The organism is Arcicella aquatica (assembly GCF_034928825.1).
Classification (GTDB): Bacteria; Bacteroidota; Bacteroidia; order Cytophagales; family Spirosomataceae; genus Arcicella; species Arcicella aquatica.
Genome location: NZ_JAYFUL010000063.1, coordinates 1 through 18,419 on the forward strand (window position 1 = coordinate 1; position 18,419 = coordinate 18,419).

The 18,419-nt window shown below is 34.6% G+C and carries 14 protein-coding genes; 11 read left to right on the forward strand and 3 right to left on the reverse strand.

Going from position 1 to position 18,419, the window contains the following annotated elements:
- Positions 1–506: 506 nt before the first annotated feature.
- The 5 genes from VB264_RS22925 (at position 507) to VB264_RS22945 (ending at position 6,175) form a co-directional block, all read left to right on the forward strand.
- Entirely contained in the window at positions 507–1,679 is a 1,173-nt protein-coding gene (locus tag VB264_RS22925; protein ID WP_323253398.1) for an AI-2E family transporter, read from the forward strand.
- A 550-nt stretch (positions 1,680–2,229) separates the two neighbouring features.
- Complete coding sequence (locus VB264_RS22930; protein WP_323253400.1) at positions 2,230–2,670, forward strand: hypothetical protein; 441 nt, start codon at positions 2,230–2,232, stop codon at positions 2,668–2,670.
- A 572-nt stretch (positions 2,671–3,242) separates the two neighbouring features.
- Positions 3,243–3,851: a hypothetical protein gene (locus VB264_RS22935; RefSeq protein ID WP_323253402.1), complete on the forward strand. Its 609-nt coding sequence runs from the start codon at positions 3,243–3,245 to the stop codon at positions 3,849–3,851.
- 286 nt (positions 3,852–4,137) lie between these two features.
- Positions 4,138–5,574: a DUF1501 domain-containing protein gene (locus tag VB264_RS22940; RefSeq protein ID WP_323253404.1), complete on the forward strand. Its 1,437-nt coding sequence runs from the start codon at positions 4,138–4,140 to the stop codon at positions 5,572–5,574.
- Positions 5,575–5,710: 136 nt separating this feature from the next.
- A complete protein-coding gene (locus tag VB264_RS22945) occupies positions 5,711–6,175 on the forward strand; it encodes a hypothetical protein (RefSeq protein WP_323253406.1) in 465 nt (154 codons plus the stop codon).
- Between the two features lies 1 nt (position 6,176).
- Here the strand turns inward: VB264_RS22945 and VB264_RS22950 are convergent, their stop codons facing one another.
- Positions 6,177–6,851 carry an SDR family oxidoreductase gene (locus VB264_RS22950; protein ID WP_323253408.1) on the reverse strand — a complete coding sequence of 225 codons (675 nt, stop codon included), beginning with the start codon at positions 6,849–6,851 and terminating at the stop codon, positions 6,177–6,179.
- A 103-nt stretch (positions 6,852–6,954) separates the two neighbouring features.
- Here VB264_RS22950 and VB264_RS22955 point away from each other — a divergent pair, with 103 nt between their 5' ends.
- Positions 6,955–7,689 (forward strand): MlaE family ABC transporter permease, encoded by a 735-nt coding sequence (locus tag VB264_RS22955; protein WP_323253410.1) that lies wholly within the window; start codon positions 6,955–6,957, stop codon positions 7,687–7,689.
- Between the two features lie 57 nt (positions 7,690–7,746).
- Here the strand turns inward: VB264_RS22955 and folP are convergent, their stop codons facing one another.
- Positions 7,747–8,529 carry a dihydropteroate synthase gene (folP, locus tag VB264_RS22960; protein WP_323253412.1) on the reverse strand — a complete coding sequence of 261 codons (783 nt, stop codon included), beginning with the start codon at positions 8,527–8,529 and terminating at the stop codon, positions 7,747–7,749.
- A gap of 226 nt (positions 8,530–8,755) precedes the next feature.
- Between folP and VB264_RS22965 the strand changes: the two genes are divergently transcribed.
- From VB264_RS22965 to VB264_RS22975, 3 genes are all read left to right on the forward strand, one after another.
- Positions 8,756–10,048 (forward strand): Xaa-Pro dipeptidase, encoded by a 1,293-nt coding sequence (locus VB264_RS22965; RefSeq protein ID WP_323253413.1) that lies wholly within the window; start codon positions 8,756–8,758, stop codon positions 10,046–10,048.
- Positions 10,049–10,260: 212 nt separating this feature from the next.
- Complete coding sequence (locus VB264_RS22970) at positions 10,261–11,484, forward strand: helix-turn-helix domain-containing protein (protein WP_323253414.1); 1,224 nt, start codon at positions 10,261–10,263, stop codon at positions 11,482–11,484.
- Between the two features lie 461 nt (positions 11,485–11,945).
- Positions 11,946–12,887 carry a helix-turn-helix domain-containing protein gene (locus VB264_RS22975; RefSeq protein ID WP_323253415.1) on the forward strand — a complete coding sequence of 314 codons (942 nt, stop codon included), beginning with the start codon at positions 11,946–11,948 and terminating at the stop codon, positions 12,885–12,887.
- 770 nt (positions 12,888–13,657) lie between these two features.
- Here VB264_RS22975 and proS read toward each other — a convergent pair.
- Positions 13,658–15,136, reverse strand: a complete 1,479-nt coding sequence (gene proS, locus VB264_RS22980; protein ID WP_323253417.1) for a proline--tRNA ligase — start codon at positions 15,134–15,136, stop codon at positions 13,658–13,660.
- Positions 15,137–15,467: 331 nt separating this feature from the next.
- Between proS and VB264_RS22985 the strand changes: the two genes are divergently transcribed.
- Together VB264_RS22985 and VB264_RS22990 are read left to right on the forward strand one after the other, a co-directional pair.
- Entirely contained in the window at positions 15,468–16,547 is a 1,080-nt protein-coding gene (locus VB264_RS22985; RefSeq protein WP_323253419.1) for a hypothetical protein, read from the forward strand.
- 210 nt (positions 16,548–16,757) lie between these two features.
- Complete coding sequence (locus VB264_RS22990; RefSeq protein ID WP_323253421.1) at positions 16,758–18,413, forward strand: hypothetical protein; 1,656 nt, start codon at positions 16,758–16,760, stop codon at positions 18,411–18,413.
- Positions 18,414–18,419 lie beyond the last annotated feature (6 nt).

Below are 18,419 nucleotides of genomic sequence, written 5' to 3' on the forward strand. Positions count from 1 at the left end.
GAATAAATCTTTAATTTTGATACCGATGATATTTTTCATTAAAAGGCTGTATTTGTTGCTTAGGAACTACAAATTTCAGCCTTTTTTTATTAATTCTGATTTTTCATCGGGTAGAGTAGGATTAGTCCACCTTTTTTTAGTATTTGCTTTAATTACTGTGCTCATATCAATTATTCACAAAGAGATGTAATTATTTTAATGTTCTTTAGCATTGAAATTTCTTTTTGCTTCTTCTAGGAAATTGAGCACTTCCATGGAAAAATATAAATACGTAAATAGAACTACTAAGGCCAGAATGCTGAATATTGCAGTATTTTAATAAATTTACATGTTGATAAGTTATAAATGTGAAGAATGTTGTTAGCAAAAACCATTATATGTTAAAAGCATATAAGGATTGTATTATTTTACAATCCTTTTTTTTTGCGAGCAATAAAATGATATAACTTAAAGTATTAAACCCTGAAATAAGCCAGATTGGCTTTAATTAAATAAAACCTATTCCGATGGCTCAACGATTTCCTTTCATTTTAAAATTTGCATTTTCACTGATATCAGTAACCATACTGGTGTATTGGCTAGTGGTTTTACAAGATATTCTAGTGCCTTTCTATGTGGCAGTTATTCTAGCAATGGCTTTATTCCCAATATCTAACTGGTTAGAAAAAATCGGATTGGGGAGGGTAGCAGGCGTAACCATTGCCTTAATTCTCTTTCTGGTGATTTCTGTTGGAGTTATCTGGTTGGCTTCTACACAAATAGCTAGCTTTACTGAAATGTTTCCGCAATTAGAAAAGCGATTTACAGACTTGTATTTGCAATTTCAAAGATGGACAGAACAACACTTTCATGTGGGACGAAAAATGCAGAATGCCAAACTACGTCAATACGCAACGGGGATGTTATCAAGTGGAGGAGTTGTATTTACATCTGCACTTTCAATGACAGGAAATATGCTTGGCAATCTGTCTTTGATTCCGATTTATATGTTCTTCTTGTTGTATTATCGCGATTTCTTCAAACTCTTTTTCTATAAAGTGTTTAAAAATGTGAGTAAGTATACGATAGATACTGTTCTGACAAAGATTTATGAAGTAGTGCATAGTTATTTAAAAGGCCTTGTTATGGTTACCTTTATTGTAGGAAGTTTAAATACGATTGGATTATTGGCTTTAGGAATAGACTATGCCATATTTTTTGGCTTTTTGGCAGCAGCCTTGTTAGTTATTCCCTTTATTGGTATCCTGATAGGTTCTATTTTGCCAATTATTATGGCATTGATTACGAAAGACTCGCCAATGTATGCAGTAGGAGTAGCAGGGGTTTTTATATTTGTTCAGTTTTTAGAAGGCAATTTTATTACACCACAAGTAGTAGGGTCTAAAATAAGTATCAATGGTTTAGTAGCCATTATTGCTTTATTACTTGGCTCGGCCCTCTGGGGTATCGCAGGTATGGCTCTTTCGCTGCCTACCGTGGCTATCTTGAAAGTACTCTTTGATTCCATCATAGATTTAAAGCCGTTCGGGTTTTTATTAGGAGAACCTGACCATAATCGGATTCTGGAAGAAAAGAAAAAGAAGATGAGAGAGTTTGTGCCTGAATTGGTTGAGACAATTAGCGAAACCACTGAAGATGTAAGATCATTGGTGAATGGTAAAAAAAAGAAGGCAGATTAACGAGAAACTTTTTAGGAATGAAGCTGTTTAAACTTTCCGTTTCTAAGGTGAAAGTATTGTATTTTTGAATTGATTTTTTCAAAATTTGCGAAGCATAGCATCGCTACGTTGAGTAAATTTTGGAACAAGCTATGCTAAAAGACTTAGTTTAATCCGAAAGGGAAAGTTTAAACAGCTTCAATATAATAGAAACGGATATCATTAAGGTATTCGTTTTTTTTATAAAATGGGTATGCAAAGAGACAAAATTCTCCCACATTGTAGCAATTTAACCTCACCTCTACAACAAATTGACCTCAGATTTACCATAAAAAGAGATGGTATATGTTTTTTGTATTTTGTAGTATAACACAAAGATTAAATGTTGAAATCTTCTGATGTTTTACCAATAGAACCTAGATGTTCTCAGAAAAAATTGATATTGTGTAGTATTTTCTACATAATTCCCCAGAAATACCTTAATTTGTGGTTTTTTATACACACTTTATTTGAAGGCTCAATTTTTTTTAGATTGGTATATTTTTTTTGTTCAAAAAAAAATCAAGATACAATGAGAAATTCAGTAATTGCTTTAATGATTGTTTCGGTATTTTTTTCTTGTTCTAGGAATGAGAAACAAGATATAGCCGATAAAGCTCAAGATGCTCAAGAGCTAGTGGAAGAGAAAACAGATAGTACTGTTGAGGGGTTGAAAGACGAAGCTAAGGATGTGAGTAATAATATTGAATCTGAAAAAGATGCTTTGGTTTCAAAGATTGATTATAGCAAAGAGCAAATCAATATCAAGCTTAAACAAGCTGACGAAGACATCAAACATGCTTCAGCACAAGAGAAAGTTAGATTAGAAAAAAAGAAAAATGACTTGAAAAACTCATTAGATGAGTTAGATAAATCATTAGAAGAGTTGAAAAGTGAAAAGAAACGTGACTGGAAAGAATTTAAGAAGGATTTGAATAAGCAAATTGATAAAGTTCAAGAGAAAATTCAATAAATCTTTCAGACTAGTCAACAAAGATATTTTGTCTTTTTCATAGTGGTTAGATTGTGATAAATGGGGAGTGGTAGTCTGCTCCCATATTTATATGAAATTCTAGACCAGTATGAATAAGTTAAAAGTGGTTATAGCATAGTTAAACAGGGAGATTGTATGGATTTCCCTGTTTCTTAAAACCTTAGTGTTAACTACTTTCAAAAGATTATTAATTTAGTAATGGTTAGGTATTCGATAAAGGATAGGGAGAATCCTCCCTTTGCCTTTTTACTTAATCAATAAATTTGTCGATAGCATTGAGATGTGAAGTTGGTTCGACCATTTTGAAGAAGAAATCTTTTATAAGATAATAATACTAATTAAGCAGTTAGGGTTTTTGGTTAAAGGAACAGCTTTTATGAGCTATTCCTTTTTTGTTTTGTAGGGGAAAAGTTTTGGGAGATAGCTAATATCAATCCATTATTAATAATTATATTACCTCAAAATAGGAATAAAATTACCCTAAATCGCATAATTTTATTTTGGTACAATTTATGTAATGTTAAATAGGAAATTTATAAACAGTAAAACTTATGAAAAAGGTACTTGCCTTAAAAGCTCACTTATTGATTATTTCATTAATATCAATATCGTTGTCAGTGCATGCACAGAAGTCTGATACTATTAAAAGAACAGTAGTAGTGGAGGTCGATACTGTGGTAACAGGAGCAAAACCGACTGTTAACACAACTACAGGAGAGGTTATTCATCAAAAGGAAATTCAGCCACCAGTGTTTTACCGAGGGTTACTGATTATTGAAGGGGGTGTCGTATATAACGATAATGTGATGCCCGTATTATTGGCTGGAGAATTTGGCTTAGCCAGAAATTTTGGGTTAGAGGCCAGAGCATGGTATGGTAGTAATACAAATGATGGGAATAAATATGAGAATGGTTTTCTGGGCGTAGGGTTAAACTATCACTTTTCAGGTGAAGACAGCGATAAACCAAGTAAATTTGACCCTTATGTAGGAGGTCTGTATGGGAAAATTTTAGATGCTTCAGGAACAGCCTTTTATGCACAAGCAGGAGGACGATTATTTATCTTCAAAAGTTTAGGCGTTTTTGCTAACCTGAATCTTGGCATTGTGGGCAAGCGAGGGACAAACTTATCTTTTGGTCTTTCTTATAAAATACATTAATACTCTTTTGTATTTCAATGAAGGCTAGCTTTGGTTCAATGTGTATTTACGCATAGAAGCCGAAGCTAGCCTTTATTTTTAACATCTACGTCTAAGTAATTAAACTTATTGTGAGTAGTTTCTTGTACAAATACCTGAAACGATAATTATTCACCATTCTAACAAGGATACACGTTATCGTTATTGTTGATATATTTACTTGCTTGAAAGTATCAAAGCAAACATTAACCTGTAGAACATATTCTGTGATAATTGTTGACTAATTTATAACTCATTTAATAAAAAGATGAATGTTAAAGAACATATTCAAGACGTTGAACGCCAATTGAGTCGTCGGGAGTTTCTATTCAAATCTGGTTTAGCCTTGGGTGCTACTGCTTTGGGTTCTATCATTAATCCTTTAGAGGCTTTAGCTGGCAATGGCACTCCTCATTTCGCTCCAAAAGCCAAGCGAGTTATTTATTTATTTCAATCAGGGGCACCTTCGCAACTAGAGCTTTTTGATTATAAACCCAAACTTAAACAAATGTTTGGGCAAGAATTGCCTGCATCAGTACGTGGAGGACAACGATTGACAGGCATGTCATCAAGTCAGAAATCTTTTCCTTTGGCCATGGGTAAATTCCAGTTTGCTCAATATGGGCATTCTCGTGCTTGGATGAGCGATTTACTACCTCATCATCATCAGATAGCAGACGAGCTTACGTTTATCAAATCAATGCACACGGAGGCCATTAATCATGACCCTGCCGTGACCTTCTTCCAGACTGGTAATCAACAAGCTGGGCGCCCATCAATGGGTTCTTGGGTAAGTTATGGTTTAGGTTCTGATAATAAAAATTTACCTACTTTCTGTGTCTTGCTTTCTCGTTCAAATAATTACGACCAGCCGCTGTATGCTAAATTATGGGGAAATGGCTTTTTACCTTCTGAACATCAAGGGGTAATGTTTAGGGCAGGTAAAGACCCTGTTTTATATTTAAACGACCCTGACGGCATGGACAGAACCTCAAGAAGAAGAATGTTGGATTATCTAGGGAAATTGCATCAAGAGCAGTTTAAGCAAGAACAAGATGCTGAAATCAATTCAAGGATTAGTCAGTATGAAATGGCTTATAGAATGCAAACGTCTGTACCCGAAACCTTGGATATTTCAAAAGAGCCAGACTATATCTATCAAATGTATGGCGAGGATGCACGAAAACCCGGTACTTTTGCGGCTAACTGTTTGTTAGCTAGAAAGTTGGCAGAAAAAGATGTAAAATTCATTCAATTGTATCATCAAGGGTGGGACCATCATGGAGGCTTGCCTGAAAATATCAAGAAAATTACTAAAGATGTTGACCAAGCTTCGGCGGCCTTGATTAAAGATTTAAAACAGCGTGGAATGCTAGAAGATACCTTAGTAGTGTGGGGAGGGGAATTTGGTAGAACTAATTATTCACAAGGAAAACTAACAGTGGATAATTATGGAAGAGACCACCACCCAAGATGTTTTACTATTTGGATGGCAGGTGCGGGTATAAAAAAAGGAATGACTTTTGGCGAAACAGACGAGTTTGGCTATAACATCGTTCGAGACCCCGTACATGTACATGACTTTCAAGCTACCCTACTACATTTAATGGGAATAGACCATGAGAAAATGGTCTTTAAACACCAAGGAAGGCGTTATAGACTAACAGATGTTGCAGGAAAAGTTGTTAAACCAATTTTGGTTTAGAAGTATCCTATTTTCTAGATAAAATCGTAAGATTATGTGATAAAGTAGCCTAAAATCGTTTGTCTATATACATATTTAAAATCTTTTGAAGCATTTCAGCGTTACTTATCAAAAACGCATTCAAAAAAAATATCAAATGTCTTATCTAAAAATTACTTTATTGGCTTTAATTGTTTTTTGTACAACTTTTTCTTGTAAAAAAGATGACCCTTTAGTTGTCAAAACCAAAACAGAAAATATCACAAGTACAATCTGGCAAGTACAATCGGCGTCAGCTTCTGGTGGCTTAGTAGTCGTTTATACAAGAGACCAAGCTAATAATGGCTATGACTTATCTAAAGTAAGATTAAGTTTCAAAACCGATGGCAAGGTTACAGCCATTGATACGAATGGTAATACCTCAAGCAATGGCACTTGGAAATTCACCAATAACGAAACTTCTATCGAAATTACAGATGTTAATATTGCTGGAATCAGTTCAGGCACTTTAACCGTCATTCAGCTTACTGATAAAAACTTCGACTTTAGCAGTAAAGCATCTTTCCCACAATTAGGTATTTCAAATGTTGACGCCACTGTAAAAATGACGCCAGCACCATAATTTATAAATCACCCAATTGAGGACGCATTACAATTTCCTCTAAAACAGTTGTGGAAGGTAAGCTATAGGCCGTCCAGATAACTGTTGCAATATCATCAGAAGCGATAAATCTTTCGGTGGGCAATTCAACACCAGCCCAAGAGTTGGTAAAAGTAGCCCCCGGAAGAATGCTCGTTACCCTGATGGCATAAGGTTTTAGTTCTTCTCTCAAAACCTTACTCATACCCAGCATGGCAAATTTTGAAATACAGTATGAACCTCCATTAGTATAGGCAACTATACTGGCTACCGAACAAATATTGAAAATATAACCAGCTTTTTGGGTAATCATATCACCGACCAATGCCCTTGTCAGGTTATAAGCACTGTAGAGATTAGTCTCAATCATGGTCTCTAAAGTTCCTTCTTCTTCATTGTGAATTTGTCCCGGTAAAAAATAACCAGTATTATTTACCAACACATCAACGTGTGGGGTAGAAGATTTTACAAAATCAGCAAAAGCCAATACTTCTGCTTTTTTTGATAAATCAGCTTGGAAAAAAAGTACATTATCGGGTAAATCATCATCAGTACTTCTGGCACAAGTGATTACTAAAAAGCCTTCTTTTGCAAATTTTTCAACGATGGCTCTACCAATACCTTTTGTGCCACCTGTTACTACTATCGTTTTGTTCATTATCTTTGTCTATTATATCTTAATCTAAAGTCGTTTAATCTGTAAAAGGTTTAAATTCTTTTCTAATCCTAGAAGTATTCATGCTTCAATAATCTCAGAAAGAATGTCAATAATAGGTAAATATTTTATTTTCTTAGGAAAACTGTTCTCGAACCGTGAAAAGTTCAAAGTATATACAAGGCTAACCGTTGATGAAGCCGTTCAGATTGGGATTGGCTCATTATTGATTGTATCAATTGTTTCTTTCTTTTTAGGAGCTGTTACTTGTGTACAAACCGCTGCCAATTTAGATAACCCTTTTGTTCCGCATTATATCATCAGTTTAATTGTTCGTGATTCAACCATTCTTGAATTTGCCCCAACCATCACGGGTATCGTATTGGCAGGAAAAGTAGGTTCAAATATCGCTGGTGAATTAGGCACTATGCGCATTACCGAACAGATTGATGCTTTAGAAGTAATGGGAATTAATTCTACGTCATATTTGGTACTACCCAAAGTCGTTGCTTCTATCATTGTTTTCCCGATGTTGGTTACACTTGCCGCTTTCCTTTCCATCTATGGTGGTTATTTGGCTGGCTGGTTAACAGGGGCAATCTCACCTCAGGAATATATTCAAGGTATTCAATTTGAATTTAATGCATTCAATGTTCCTTTTGCCTTGATTAAATCAGTCGTTTTTGCTTTCCTCATTGTTTCGATTTCAGCTTTTAAAGGATATTTTACAAGTGGTGGAGCTTTAGAAGTTGGTCAAGCCAGTACAGCAGCCGTTACAAACAGTTGTATCGCTGTATTGATTGCAGATTACTTATTGGCTCAATTATTTGTTACAGCTTAGTTTATCCCTCCACGTCCTAACGAGTTACTTAATAATAATTCGTTAGGATGTCGGTAGTTAATTTTCTTCTATTGACAGCATATCTACCAATTTTACGGCTTCTATTGCTTCTTTAACATCATGCACTCGGAGGATATTAGCTCCCTTCGTCAAAGCGATAGTATTCAATACCGTAGTAGCATTCAATGCGTCATTGGGCGATATATCCAACGTTCGCCAAATCATTGATTTTCTGGATACTCCGACAAGCATTGGACATTCCATCACTTCAAAGTCTCTCAGATGATTCAACAAAATATAGTTTTGATTGATGGTCTTAGCAAAACCGAAGCCTAAGTCTATAATAATATCTTTTTGCCCTAATTGGCGTAATTGAAATACTTTTTGTTGTAAATCATCCAGCACATCCATCACCAAATCATCATAATCAGTCATTTGTTGCATGGTTTCTGGAGTGCCTCTGCTGTGCATCAAAATGTAGGGTACATTTAAATTAGCGACGGTTTCAAACATTTTATCATCCAATAAACCTCCTGCTATATCATTCACCATGATAGCACCAGCTTCCACACATTTTAGTGCTACCCCAGCCCGAAAAGTATCAATAGAAATCAATGCTTCTGGAAAATGCTTGATAATAATTTCCACCACAGGCAGTACTCTTGATAATTCCTCTTCTTCACCAACAGGTCTAGCCCCTGGACGAGTAGAATGCCCACCAATATCTAAAAAGGTAGCTCCTGCTGAAAGCATCTTTTCAACTTGTATTAGTACTTTAGATAAGTCATCATACCGACTATTAGCATAAAATGAATCAGGCGTAATGTTTAATATACCCATTATTCTGGGGATAGTTAAGTCGATAAGGTTACCTTTGCAATTGATATTCATAAATTTTTATTAAACTATTTAAGGACATAAGTCACCAAAGATAAATAAAATTGTAAAGTCATTTTGTCTAGTACTCGTAAACTACTCCAGATAAAATTTAACAAATACTAAATTTGGCAGAATAGTAATTCAAAATATATATTTTATCTTGCCATCCTTAAGAAATCTTCCCATCATGAAACTAAAAATATTTACTGTTCTTCTTCTAGGAATGATTAATGTTACCCTTGCTCAAACGAAAGTTAAAGCGATAAAAGCAGGGAGATTGATTGACGTAGTATCCGGAGAAGTGCTAAAAAATCAAATTATCCTGATTGATAGTAATATCATTGTAAATATTGGCGCAAACCTAACGATTCCTAAAAATGCTGAAATCATTGATTTGAGCAATGCTACTGTTTTACCAGGATTGATAGACTGTCATACGCATATTACTACTCAACCAAGTGGTGATTATTATGCAGATATTTTCAGAAAAACACCAATGGACTATGCTGTAACGGCTCATATTTTTACAAAAAGAACATTAGAGGCGGGTTTTACAGCTTGTAGAGATGTTGGTGCTGCTGCCTTTGTTGATGTTGCGGTCAGAAATGCTATCAATAATGGCGAAATCGTCGGGCCACGCTTAAAAGTAGCTACATTATTTATTGGTTCAACGGGTAGTCATGGAGATTTGAATGGGTTCTCGCCCTTTCTATCATGGCAGTTTCCTAAACAAATGAGTGGTGTAGCCGATGGAGTGGATGAATTAAGAAAACAAGTACGCTATAATATTAAATACGGAGCAGATGTCATAAAATTCGGCGCCAGTGCAGGTGTTTTATCAGAAGAAGAAAGTGTAGGAGCGCCTCAATTTACGCAAGAGGAAATGAATGCTATCGTAGATGAAGCAAAAATTTGGGGACGCAAGACCTGCGCGCATGCTCATGGCACGCAAGCCATTAAAATGGCTATTAAAGCTGGTGTGGCATCGGTTGAACATGGCAGTTTTATTGACGAAGAGGGAATTGAGCTCATGAAACAACACGGTACGTATTTAGTAGCTGATATTTATAATGATGACTATATCTTGAGTGAATATGGTAAACTGGGTTATCCTCAAAAAATTATTGAAAAAGAAAGACTGGTAGGCAGACTTCAACGTGAAAATTTTGAGAAAGCCGCCAAGGCAGGTGTGAAAATTGCTTTTGGGTCGGATGCTGGCGTTTATCCACATGGGTGGAATGCTAAACAATTTTTTTATATGGTCAAATTTGGGCTAAGTCCCCTTCAAGCCATACAATCAGCTACTATCAATGCCGCAGATTTGCTAGATTGGAAAGATAAAATTGGTTCTATCTCAAAAGGTAAGTTCGCAGATATCATTGCCGTAGAAGGCAACCCTTTAGAAAATGTAAGTATTCTGGAAAAAGTGAAATTCGTGATGAAGGATGGAATTACCTATAAAAATGAATTAAAGAAGTAAAATACTTTATAAAAGAGTAAATTTTGTCATCTATAGTAGTGTTTTTTACTCAAGTGTTTATATTTAAGTTTAAATAATACAATTTTTTTTGTATTATATTACCAATTGCAATAATTTAGCATATTACTTAGGGAAAGCCATAATTTATTTCTGTTACTTTTAATTTTCAGCAAGGATTCTTTTTAATCTAACAGGATTTCTGATAATTTAATATGAATAGTCTCGATTACTTAATGAATGAAATATGCAAAAGCCTCTCTGCGATTGGTATCATCATTGCATTAATAACCTTTCCCTATCTAAAAAGTAAAAATAAAGCTAATATTTTCTTATCATCCTATTTCCTTATTTCGGGTAGTTATGCACTATTGCATTATAATCTTTTAAATAATGGAAACCCTAGCATTGTTGCTTTTCTCTATGGCACTACAGTTCCTTTAGTATATTTGTTCAGGCCTGTTTCTTATTTGTATGTTAGATCTATGCTCACGAAGAAAATAACATTTAAAAAATGGGACTATATTTTAATACTACCAGCAGTACTTTATGTGTTTGATGTAATGCCTTATTTAATGACATCATTCGATAACAAGCTTAGATTAGCTTATCTCCTAATAGAGGATCAAAATAATATGTTCAGGCACCCCATTACGTACGTTACGACTCCTACATTTCATTTTGCATTTAGACCTATCTTTAGTTTAGCCGTTTCTTTTGCAGAGTTGGTGATGCTTTATAAATATTTTAGAGATAACCCACAGACAAAAACTGATTATCCCACTACCCATAATTGGCTTTGGACTTTTTCATTGATTGGTGCTACCTTAACCATTACATTATCTGTAGTTTCTCTAGTTCTCAATACGCTCGACCATCAGATTAAACTGAATTATGATGGAGCGATCGTATTTATGAATATTTCTAATGTCCTTTTCTTGTGTTTAAATATTTCAGTATTCTTATTTCCTAGAATGCTCTATGGCTTATTGGCAGAACCTGAAACCAATACTTCTTTTACATTTAGACCACAAATCATTGTAAATAATAAAGTAGAAGATCATATAAAACCATCGTTTAAATTAGAAGAAGCGAGGTTATCAGAAATAGAGACAATGATTCAAGAATATTTTATTCAAGAAAAACCTTATCTAGATGACAGCTTTACGATTAATAAGCTTTCGGAATCTTTAGATATTCCCATACACCACCTTAGTTATTACTTTAATTATCATCTTTTAAAAAAATTCTCAGACTTCAAGAATGAATGTAGAATAAACTATGCCATTCAGCTATTGAAAGAAGGAATTTTGAAAAAATATACGATCGAGCAACTATACCATGAAGCAGGCTTTTCTACAAAAAGCAATTTCTATCGTGTATTTCGTTTACATACTGGTAAAACACCTATTGAATTTCTGGAAGAAATTAATGCCTAAATTTCTTCTATTCCTACAAAGTAATTATAAATATTTATCCAAGAGTATTTATTTTATGCTGCCAACTGCTAACATACCCATCAATACAAGCTATTTATTAGAATAAAATTGTTTTATATTGCAATATTTTAATATACTTAAGACCTATTTCTTCTTTTTTTAGTTGATATATTCGATATTAAGTTAACAAATGCATTATGCTAGAATATTTTAAATCTGAAATTGTCAGAATTGTGTACGTTATCGGCATAATTGTGGGAGTATTCAGCTTCCCCTATTTAAAAAATAAAAACAAAGCAAATATCTTTTTATCCCTTCATTTCCTTTCAATGGGCATTTTTGCCTTGTACTATTTAAGTACTTTAAAGAATAAGGATGATTTTTTTGTTGCTTTATTATATGGCATTATTATTCCATTATCATTCCTCGTTCGTCCATTTGGTTATTGGTACGTGAAATTTATGCTTTTAAAAAAAGTAAGATTTAATAAATGGGATTTTCTGATAATCTTACCTGCCCTTTTAAGTTTAATTGATACCTTCCCATTCATTATTGCTCCGATGGAGGATAAGCTTAAAATAGCAAAGTTAATCACCCATGATATCAATAATATATTCTTACATGCACCGACTTTTTTATTTAACTTCCAATTCTACTTTGTTTTAAGACCCATTTTCAATTTTGCAATATGCCTTGCACAAATACATCTGCTTTATAGATATGTTAAGGGTCATTCGCTTCAAAAAGCTATTTTCACCACAACCCTTCAGTGGCTATGGGTGTTTTCAATACTCAGTATTGTATTAACAATTACCCTTTCAACATTATCACTTTTAGTTAGGTATGATTTTGATATTTCATTAGACACTGGGCTATTCATTAATGACTTGATGGATTATGCAATTTTCATTTATTTTTTACTAAATGTTTCAATATTCTTTTTCCCCAAAATTTTATACGGAATTTCAGATGAGGGCGAAGAGTTTTTTATTGAAGACACACTAGCAGAAGTTAAAATAGAGAAACCCAACAAGCCCAACTTTAAGTTAGATGACGCTCGGTTAGCTGAAATTAATGCTATTATTGAAACATATTTTTTACAAGATAAACCTTACCTAAATGACAACTTTACCATTATAGAATTATCAGAAACTTTAAACATCCCTATACACCATCTTAGTTATTACTTTAATTATCATCTTTTAAAGAAATTCACAGATTATAAAAATGAGTGGAGGGTAAACTATGCTATCCAATTATTAAAAAATGGTATTCTTAAAAAGTACACAATTGATCAATTATATCACGAAGCGGGCTTTTCTACGAAGAGTAATTTTTATAGAGTGTTTAGATTACACACAGGAAAAACACCTATTGAATATATGGAAGAAATTAAAAACTAACCTTAAATCTTCGGAGTTTAATGAGAAAGATAATCATCATCATAACTCTCAGCAACAAAATTTGTTCTTTCTCTAGCAGTGCTATACTTTTTCATGTGCTCATAAAATCCTTGAAAAGTGCTTAAAAACTCTCAAATCTCCTCCAAAAAGTCGAAAATTGGTTCTTTTTTCTAAAATACTACTAAAATAGAACCCAAATGTTAACACATTGACACTTGTTCCCTCAATATTTGCAAACGTATATTTACCAAATGTTAACTATTACTTCTTTTGTCTTCTTGTCGTATCTAATATAAAGAGAACTAGCTAACCATAAATGATAAGTGAACTAATGTATTACTAACATACCATACCCAACCCATAATTTTTTTCGATGCCTTTTGATTAATATGTTGAGCAGATACATCTTTACCTAATTAATGATTACTGTCTATGTTAAGCACTATAACCACTTTAGATATCGAAGCAGTTGAGATCCTTGCGGTTAATATTACTGAGGAACTTTTGAGAGGTAGAAATACTCTCAAGTCTGAAACCATGGCTTTAAAAGTAAGAATTAAGGTAAGAATGTTGAGAACAATTTCACATCAAAGGCTTACAATGAATCAAGAAAAGCTTAGGAAGCACCTAAGAACACAGAGCTTTACACCCCATTAAAGACAAACATTTAGTTCATACAACTACTATACGAAACAAAAACAGTCCGTCTAAGAAAAAAGCCCTCAGTTTACATAAAACTGAGGGCTTGTTATTTTAAATACTAACGGATGTTAGTAAGATTTAGCAAAAATTACTCTTTTAGTCGAAGGATTACCCGTCAGAATACATTTACCTACTTCTTCCACAGCATCCAAAGGAATACAGCGAATAGTAGCTTTGGTTAGTTCTTTAATTTTCTCTTCTGTCTCAGAAGTACCATCCCAGTGTGCTGCAATAAACCCAGGGTTTTCTTCTAAAATTTTAGTAAATTCATCCCACGTATCAACCTTATGGGTATTTTCAGCCCTGAAAGCTAATGCTCTTTGATAGATGTTTACTTGAATATCTTCTAGCAAACTACTTACCGTTTCTACAATGTCAGCAATAGCATAGGTCTTTTTCTCTTTTGTATCTCTACGAGCTACCTCCACAGTACCGTTAGCTAAATCTCTTGCACCAATCGCAAGCCTTACAGGAACTCCTTTTAGTTCATATTCAGCAAACTTAAAGCCAGGTGACTGTTTATCAGAATGGTCAAACTTAACAGAAATCCCCTTTTTCTTTAATTCCGCTACAATTGGTAAAATCGTTTCTGAAATTAAATTCAATTGTTCTTCACCTTTAAAAATAGGTACAATTACTACTTGAATAGGTGCTAATTTTGGAGGAAGTATCAACCCTTCATCATCTGAATGGGCCATAATCAAAGCACCCATCAAACGAGTAGAAACGCCCCACGATGTACCCCAAACATAATCTTGTTTGTTTTCTTTAGACACAAACTTTACATCAAAGGCTTTGGCAAAGTTTTGTCCTAAAAAGTGTGATGTACCTGCCTGTAAAGCTTTGCCATCTTGCATCATGGCTTCTATACAATATGTATCTTCTGCTCCTGCAAAACGCTCGTTAGCAGACTTTTTACCACGGATTACTGGCACAGCCATAAATTCTTCGGCAAAAGTGGCATAAACGTGTAGCATTTGCTCTGTTTCGGCTATTGCTTCTTCCTTCGTAGCATGAGCAGTGTGCCCTTCTTGCCACAGGAACTCAGCCGTGCGGAGAAACAAGCGTGTACGCATTTCCCAACGAACTACGTTTGCCCACTGGTTAATCAGTAAAGGTAAATCACGGTATGACTGAATCCAGTTTTTATAAGTACTCCAGATAATCGCCTCACTAGTAGGGCGAACGATGAGTTCTTCCTCAAGTTTAGCTTCAGGGTCAACCATTAATTTTCCTGGCTTATCAGGATTATTTTTCAAACGGTAATGCGTTACAACAGCACATTCTTTGGCAAATCCTTCTGCATTTTTCTCTTCAGCCTCAAACAAACTTTTTGGAACAAACAAGGGGAAATAAGCATTTGTATGGCCAGTCTCTTTAAACATATCATCTAAAGCACGTTGCATTTTTTCCCAGATAGAATAACCATAAGGTTTGATTACCATGCAACCACGGACGGCAGAGTTTTCGGCTAAATCAGCCCTTTTCACGAGTTCGTTATACCACTCAGAATAATTTTCGCTACGTTTTGGTAGGCTTTTGCTCATTTCGTATAAATTGGTAATTAAAAAATAAAATAATTAATAATCATTATTTACGTTCTTTAGATAGGGGTAATGGTTTTATAAATTGTCATACCTATAAATACCAAGCTTTATAAATTATAATCTCAGTATCAATATTTTATATTGCAACTTTCCAAGAAATAATTTTGTTAATGACGTGAATAACTTGTTGCAAAGATAAGTTTTTGTTGTAAGTTTGACACAAAAATTAAGCCGATTGTTTCTTGATTTTAATTTCTGGTCTGGTTTTCCAGTATTTAGTGATTAAATCATCTACCAAATCATTAACAAGAAACTTAAACGATACAAGAACATGAACATTCTAAAATCCATCAAACTCTTTTCAGCCTTAGCGTTGGTAAGTGCCGTTTGGGGATGTAGCTCCCCAAAGCAAGTCGCTAAATCGTCTTCTTCGGGGGTGTATGATGATCTCTACGCTTCTGCTAGTGAAGCTCGTCCTGCTTCATTACTTAGCCGAGAAAGTCTCTATGCTTCTCAAAATGAAGAAGAATATGCTACACGCAACCCAGAATATAGAGGAGACAACAATACATCACAAAGCACTGATGAATATTATTCACAGAACTGGATGAATTCTCGTAGCTATTATCAAAACCAAACTCCATATAGCAATTACAATAACAACAATGCTTATGGTGTAAATAACTGGTACACAAATCCAGGTATTTCATTTGGTCTAGGTTATGGATATAATACTTGGAGTCCATACGGTTATAGTCCATATAATTCTCCTTATGCCTACGATTCGTGGGGTAGTAGCCGTTGGGGATATGGATCTTATTCTAGCTTTGCTTTTGGCTATAGTCCTTTTGGTTACAGTCCTTGGGGGTATAATTCATATGCCTACAGTCCATGGGGTTATAATAACTTTTACGACCCTTGGGGTTATAATTATTACGGTGGTAGAGGATACTATGGCAATACTTATGTGTATAATAATTATGGCTATGGCTCGGTGGTTACTGGTGCGAACGGTGGCTATTCAAACGGGGGATATTCAGCTCCTGTAAAACGTACTCGTGATAATTATTCACAATCGGCTTACAACGGTAACTTCAATAATGGAAGCGCTGCAACTGGTAGCCAAAGGGGTGCAAGAACAAATTCTAGCTACTCGAATAGTAACGATGGATATTATTCTCGCCCACAAAGAGCAAATACCACTTACAGTACTAATGGCAGTAATTCTACTAACAATCGTAGTAGTAATACTAACAATAATGCTTGGAATTGGTCAAACAACAATTCATCAACCAACAATAGCAGTAGAACAACTACAAGTTCATCGTGGGGTGGTTCATCTAGCGGTGGGTCAAGTAGTGGCGGTGGTGGTGGCGGATCTAGCTCTAGCGGTTCACGTGGTCCACGTTAAAAATATTCAAAAAGTTAATATAAACAATAAGCCTCACAGAGAAGTACTTTGTGAGGCTTTTTAACGTTTTCTTGAAAAGATTCTTTAAAAAGAAATGAGGGCATTTGGTGTTTTGAATGTCTTAGTCTAAATTACAAATTGCTTTGCTCACATGCTAACAATGTTGTGTTTATTCAATAAACCGATAACATTTTTTAAAATTTATTAGATATGAAAATCCCTATTCGTCTAATTGCTGCATTTTCGATATTATCAGTTGTATCCGCAAATGCCCAAGACAATAACTTCGATGCTTTAGCAAAATTATTTAGCCAAACAGCACCCACAGGATCAGCACGTTTTCAAGCCTTAGGAGGCACGCATGCAGCCTTAGGAGCAGACATTAGTTCGGCCATAGGTAATCCAGCGGGTTTAGGCTTTTATACGCGTTCAGAGTTCAATTTTACTCCAGCTTACCAAAGCACTTCAAACACTTCAAATTATATTAATCAAAATACAAAAGCGAATGAAACCAATTTCAATATTGCTAATATCGGTGTAGTATTTGGAGGGAGCCAGCCTCAATATAAAGAGGGATGGCGTGGTTCATGGTCAATCAATTATTCTCGACAAAATACTTTTTATAATAATATTCAGTTTGCTGGAAGAAATAATAGAAGTTCAATAGCAGATGCTTTTGCTAATCAAGTAAACAGAGAAGTGAATGATTATAATTTGGGGTCAAATGATTTTACAGATGCGTTGAAACAAGCACCCAATTTTGATTTAACTAGACATCTTTATGCATGGTCGTATTTAATCACTCCTGTTACTGATAACCAAGGAAATACTAGTTTTGTAGCTACGGAGGGTTCTTTTGATTCAAATCAAAAATATTCCTTTGAATCTACAGGCCGTTCAAGCCAGTGGACTATTGCTTATGGAGGTACTCCTAATGAAAAAACATATATAGGTTTCTCGTTAGGTATTCCAAGCTTTAGGTACGAAACACGTTCGCAATACAATGAACAGTATCTAAACAACACTTCTTTTAATGGACTGACTCAATCTAAATTTTATTCAACAAGCGGAAGTGGGATTAATTTAACATTTGGAGCAATTGTGAAGCCAAATGAAATGATTCGTTTGGGGGCATCAATCACTACACCTACTTGGTATGATATTGATGAAACCCTAAGCTCTAGTTTGCAAGCTGACGTAAACAGTGCCAATGCTGGTAAAGCTGGTGTTGGTATTGGATTGGACGGTACCCCTCTAAATATAATTAATCAGCTTAAAAATGCAGGATATGGTATTCTTGAAAAAAATGGTAGTCGTTATTTAACCTATGTCCCTACGTTAAATACTACACCTTTTAGTGATAATTATCAACTCAGAACTCCCCTTAAATTAAATATAGGAGTAGCGTTTTTCTTTGCTAAAAAAGGGTTTATCTCTGCCGATGTGGAATATCTAGCGTATGGTGGTACAAAAATGAGTACCACTGCTAATGACCAATACCTTGCTGACGATTTAAATTATTATACTCAAAAGTTACAAAGTGATTTAAAAAATGTCTTTAATGTTAAAGTTGGAGGAGAATACCGATTAGGGATGCTAAGTTTAAGAGCAGGGGTGAATTACCAACCTAGTCCGTACTCATTTAATTTTGACCAAGGCTCTAATGCAGTCAATCGTTCTACCATGATTTACTCATCAGGTATTGGTATTAGAACAGGGGATTTTTATGTTGATTTGACGGGACTTTATGCAAAAACACAACAAGCTTATAGTCCATACGTATTAAATAATACAGCAGAGTATAGCTCTGCTATCATTAGTAATAGTTATGTGAAAGGCGTAGCTAGCTTTGGTATTTTCTTCTAAGCTATC

Bases quoted from the DNA above. Each gene is read 5' to 3' on its own strand.
- VB264_RS22925 (WP_323253398.1), top strand. From the start codon at position 507: ATGGCTCAACGATTTCCTTTCATTTTAAAATTTGCATTTTCACTGATA.
- VB264_RS22930 (WP_323253400.1), top strand. From the start codon at position 2,230: ATGAGAAATTCAGTAATTGCTTTAATGATTGTTTCGGTATTTTTTTCT.
- VB264_RS22935 (WP_323253402.1), top strand. From the start codon at position 3,243: ATGAAAAAGGTACTTGCCTTAAAAGCTCACTTATTGATTATTTCATTA.
- VB264_RS22940 (WP_323253404.1), top strand. From the start codon at position 4,138: ATGAATGTTAAAGAACATATTCAAGACGTTGAACGCCAATTGAGTCGT.
- VB264_RS22945 (WP_323253406.1), top strand. From the start codon at position 5,711: ATGTCTTATCTAAAAATTACTTTATTGGCTTTAATTGTTTTTTGTACA.
- VB264_RS22950 (WP_323253408.1), bottom strand. From the start codon at position 6,851: ATGAACAAAACGATAGTAGTAACAGGTGGCACAAAAGGTATTGGTAGA.
- VB264_RS22955 (WP_323253410.1), top strand. From the start codon at position 6,955: ATGTCAATAATAGGTAAATATTTTATTTTCTTAGGAAAACTGTTCTCG.
- folP (WP_323253412.1), bottom strand. From the start codon at position 8,529: ATGGGTATATTAAACATTACGCCTGATTCATTTTATGCTAATAGTCGG.
- VB264_RS22965 (WP_323253413.1), top strand. From the start codon at position 8,756: ATGAAACTAAAAATATTTACTGTTCTTCTTCTAGGAATGATTAATGTT.
- VB264_RS22970 (WP_323253414.1), top strand. From the start codon at position 10,261: ATGAATAGTCTCGATTACTTAATGAATGAAATATGCAAAAGCCTCTCT.
- VB264_RS22975 (WP_323253415.1), top strand. From the start codon at position 11,946: ATGCTTTTAAAAAAAGTAAGATTTAATAAATGGGATTTTCTGATAATC.
- proS (WP_323253417.1), bottom strand. From the start codon at position 15,136: ATGAGCAAAAGCCTACCAAAACGTAGCGAAAATTATTCTGAGTGGTAT.
- VB264_RS22985 (WP_323253419.1), top strand. From the start codon at position 15,468: ATGAACATTCTAAAATCCATCAAACTCTTTTCAGCCTTAGCGTTGGTA.
- VB264_RS22990 (WP_323253421.1), top strand. From the start codon at position 16,758: ATGAAAATCCCTATTCGTCTAATTGCTGCATTTTCGATATTATCAGTT.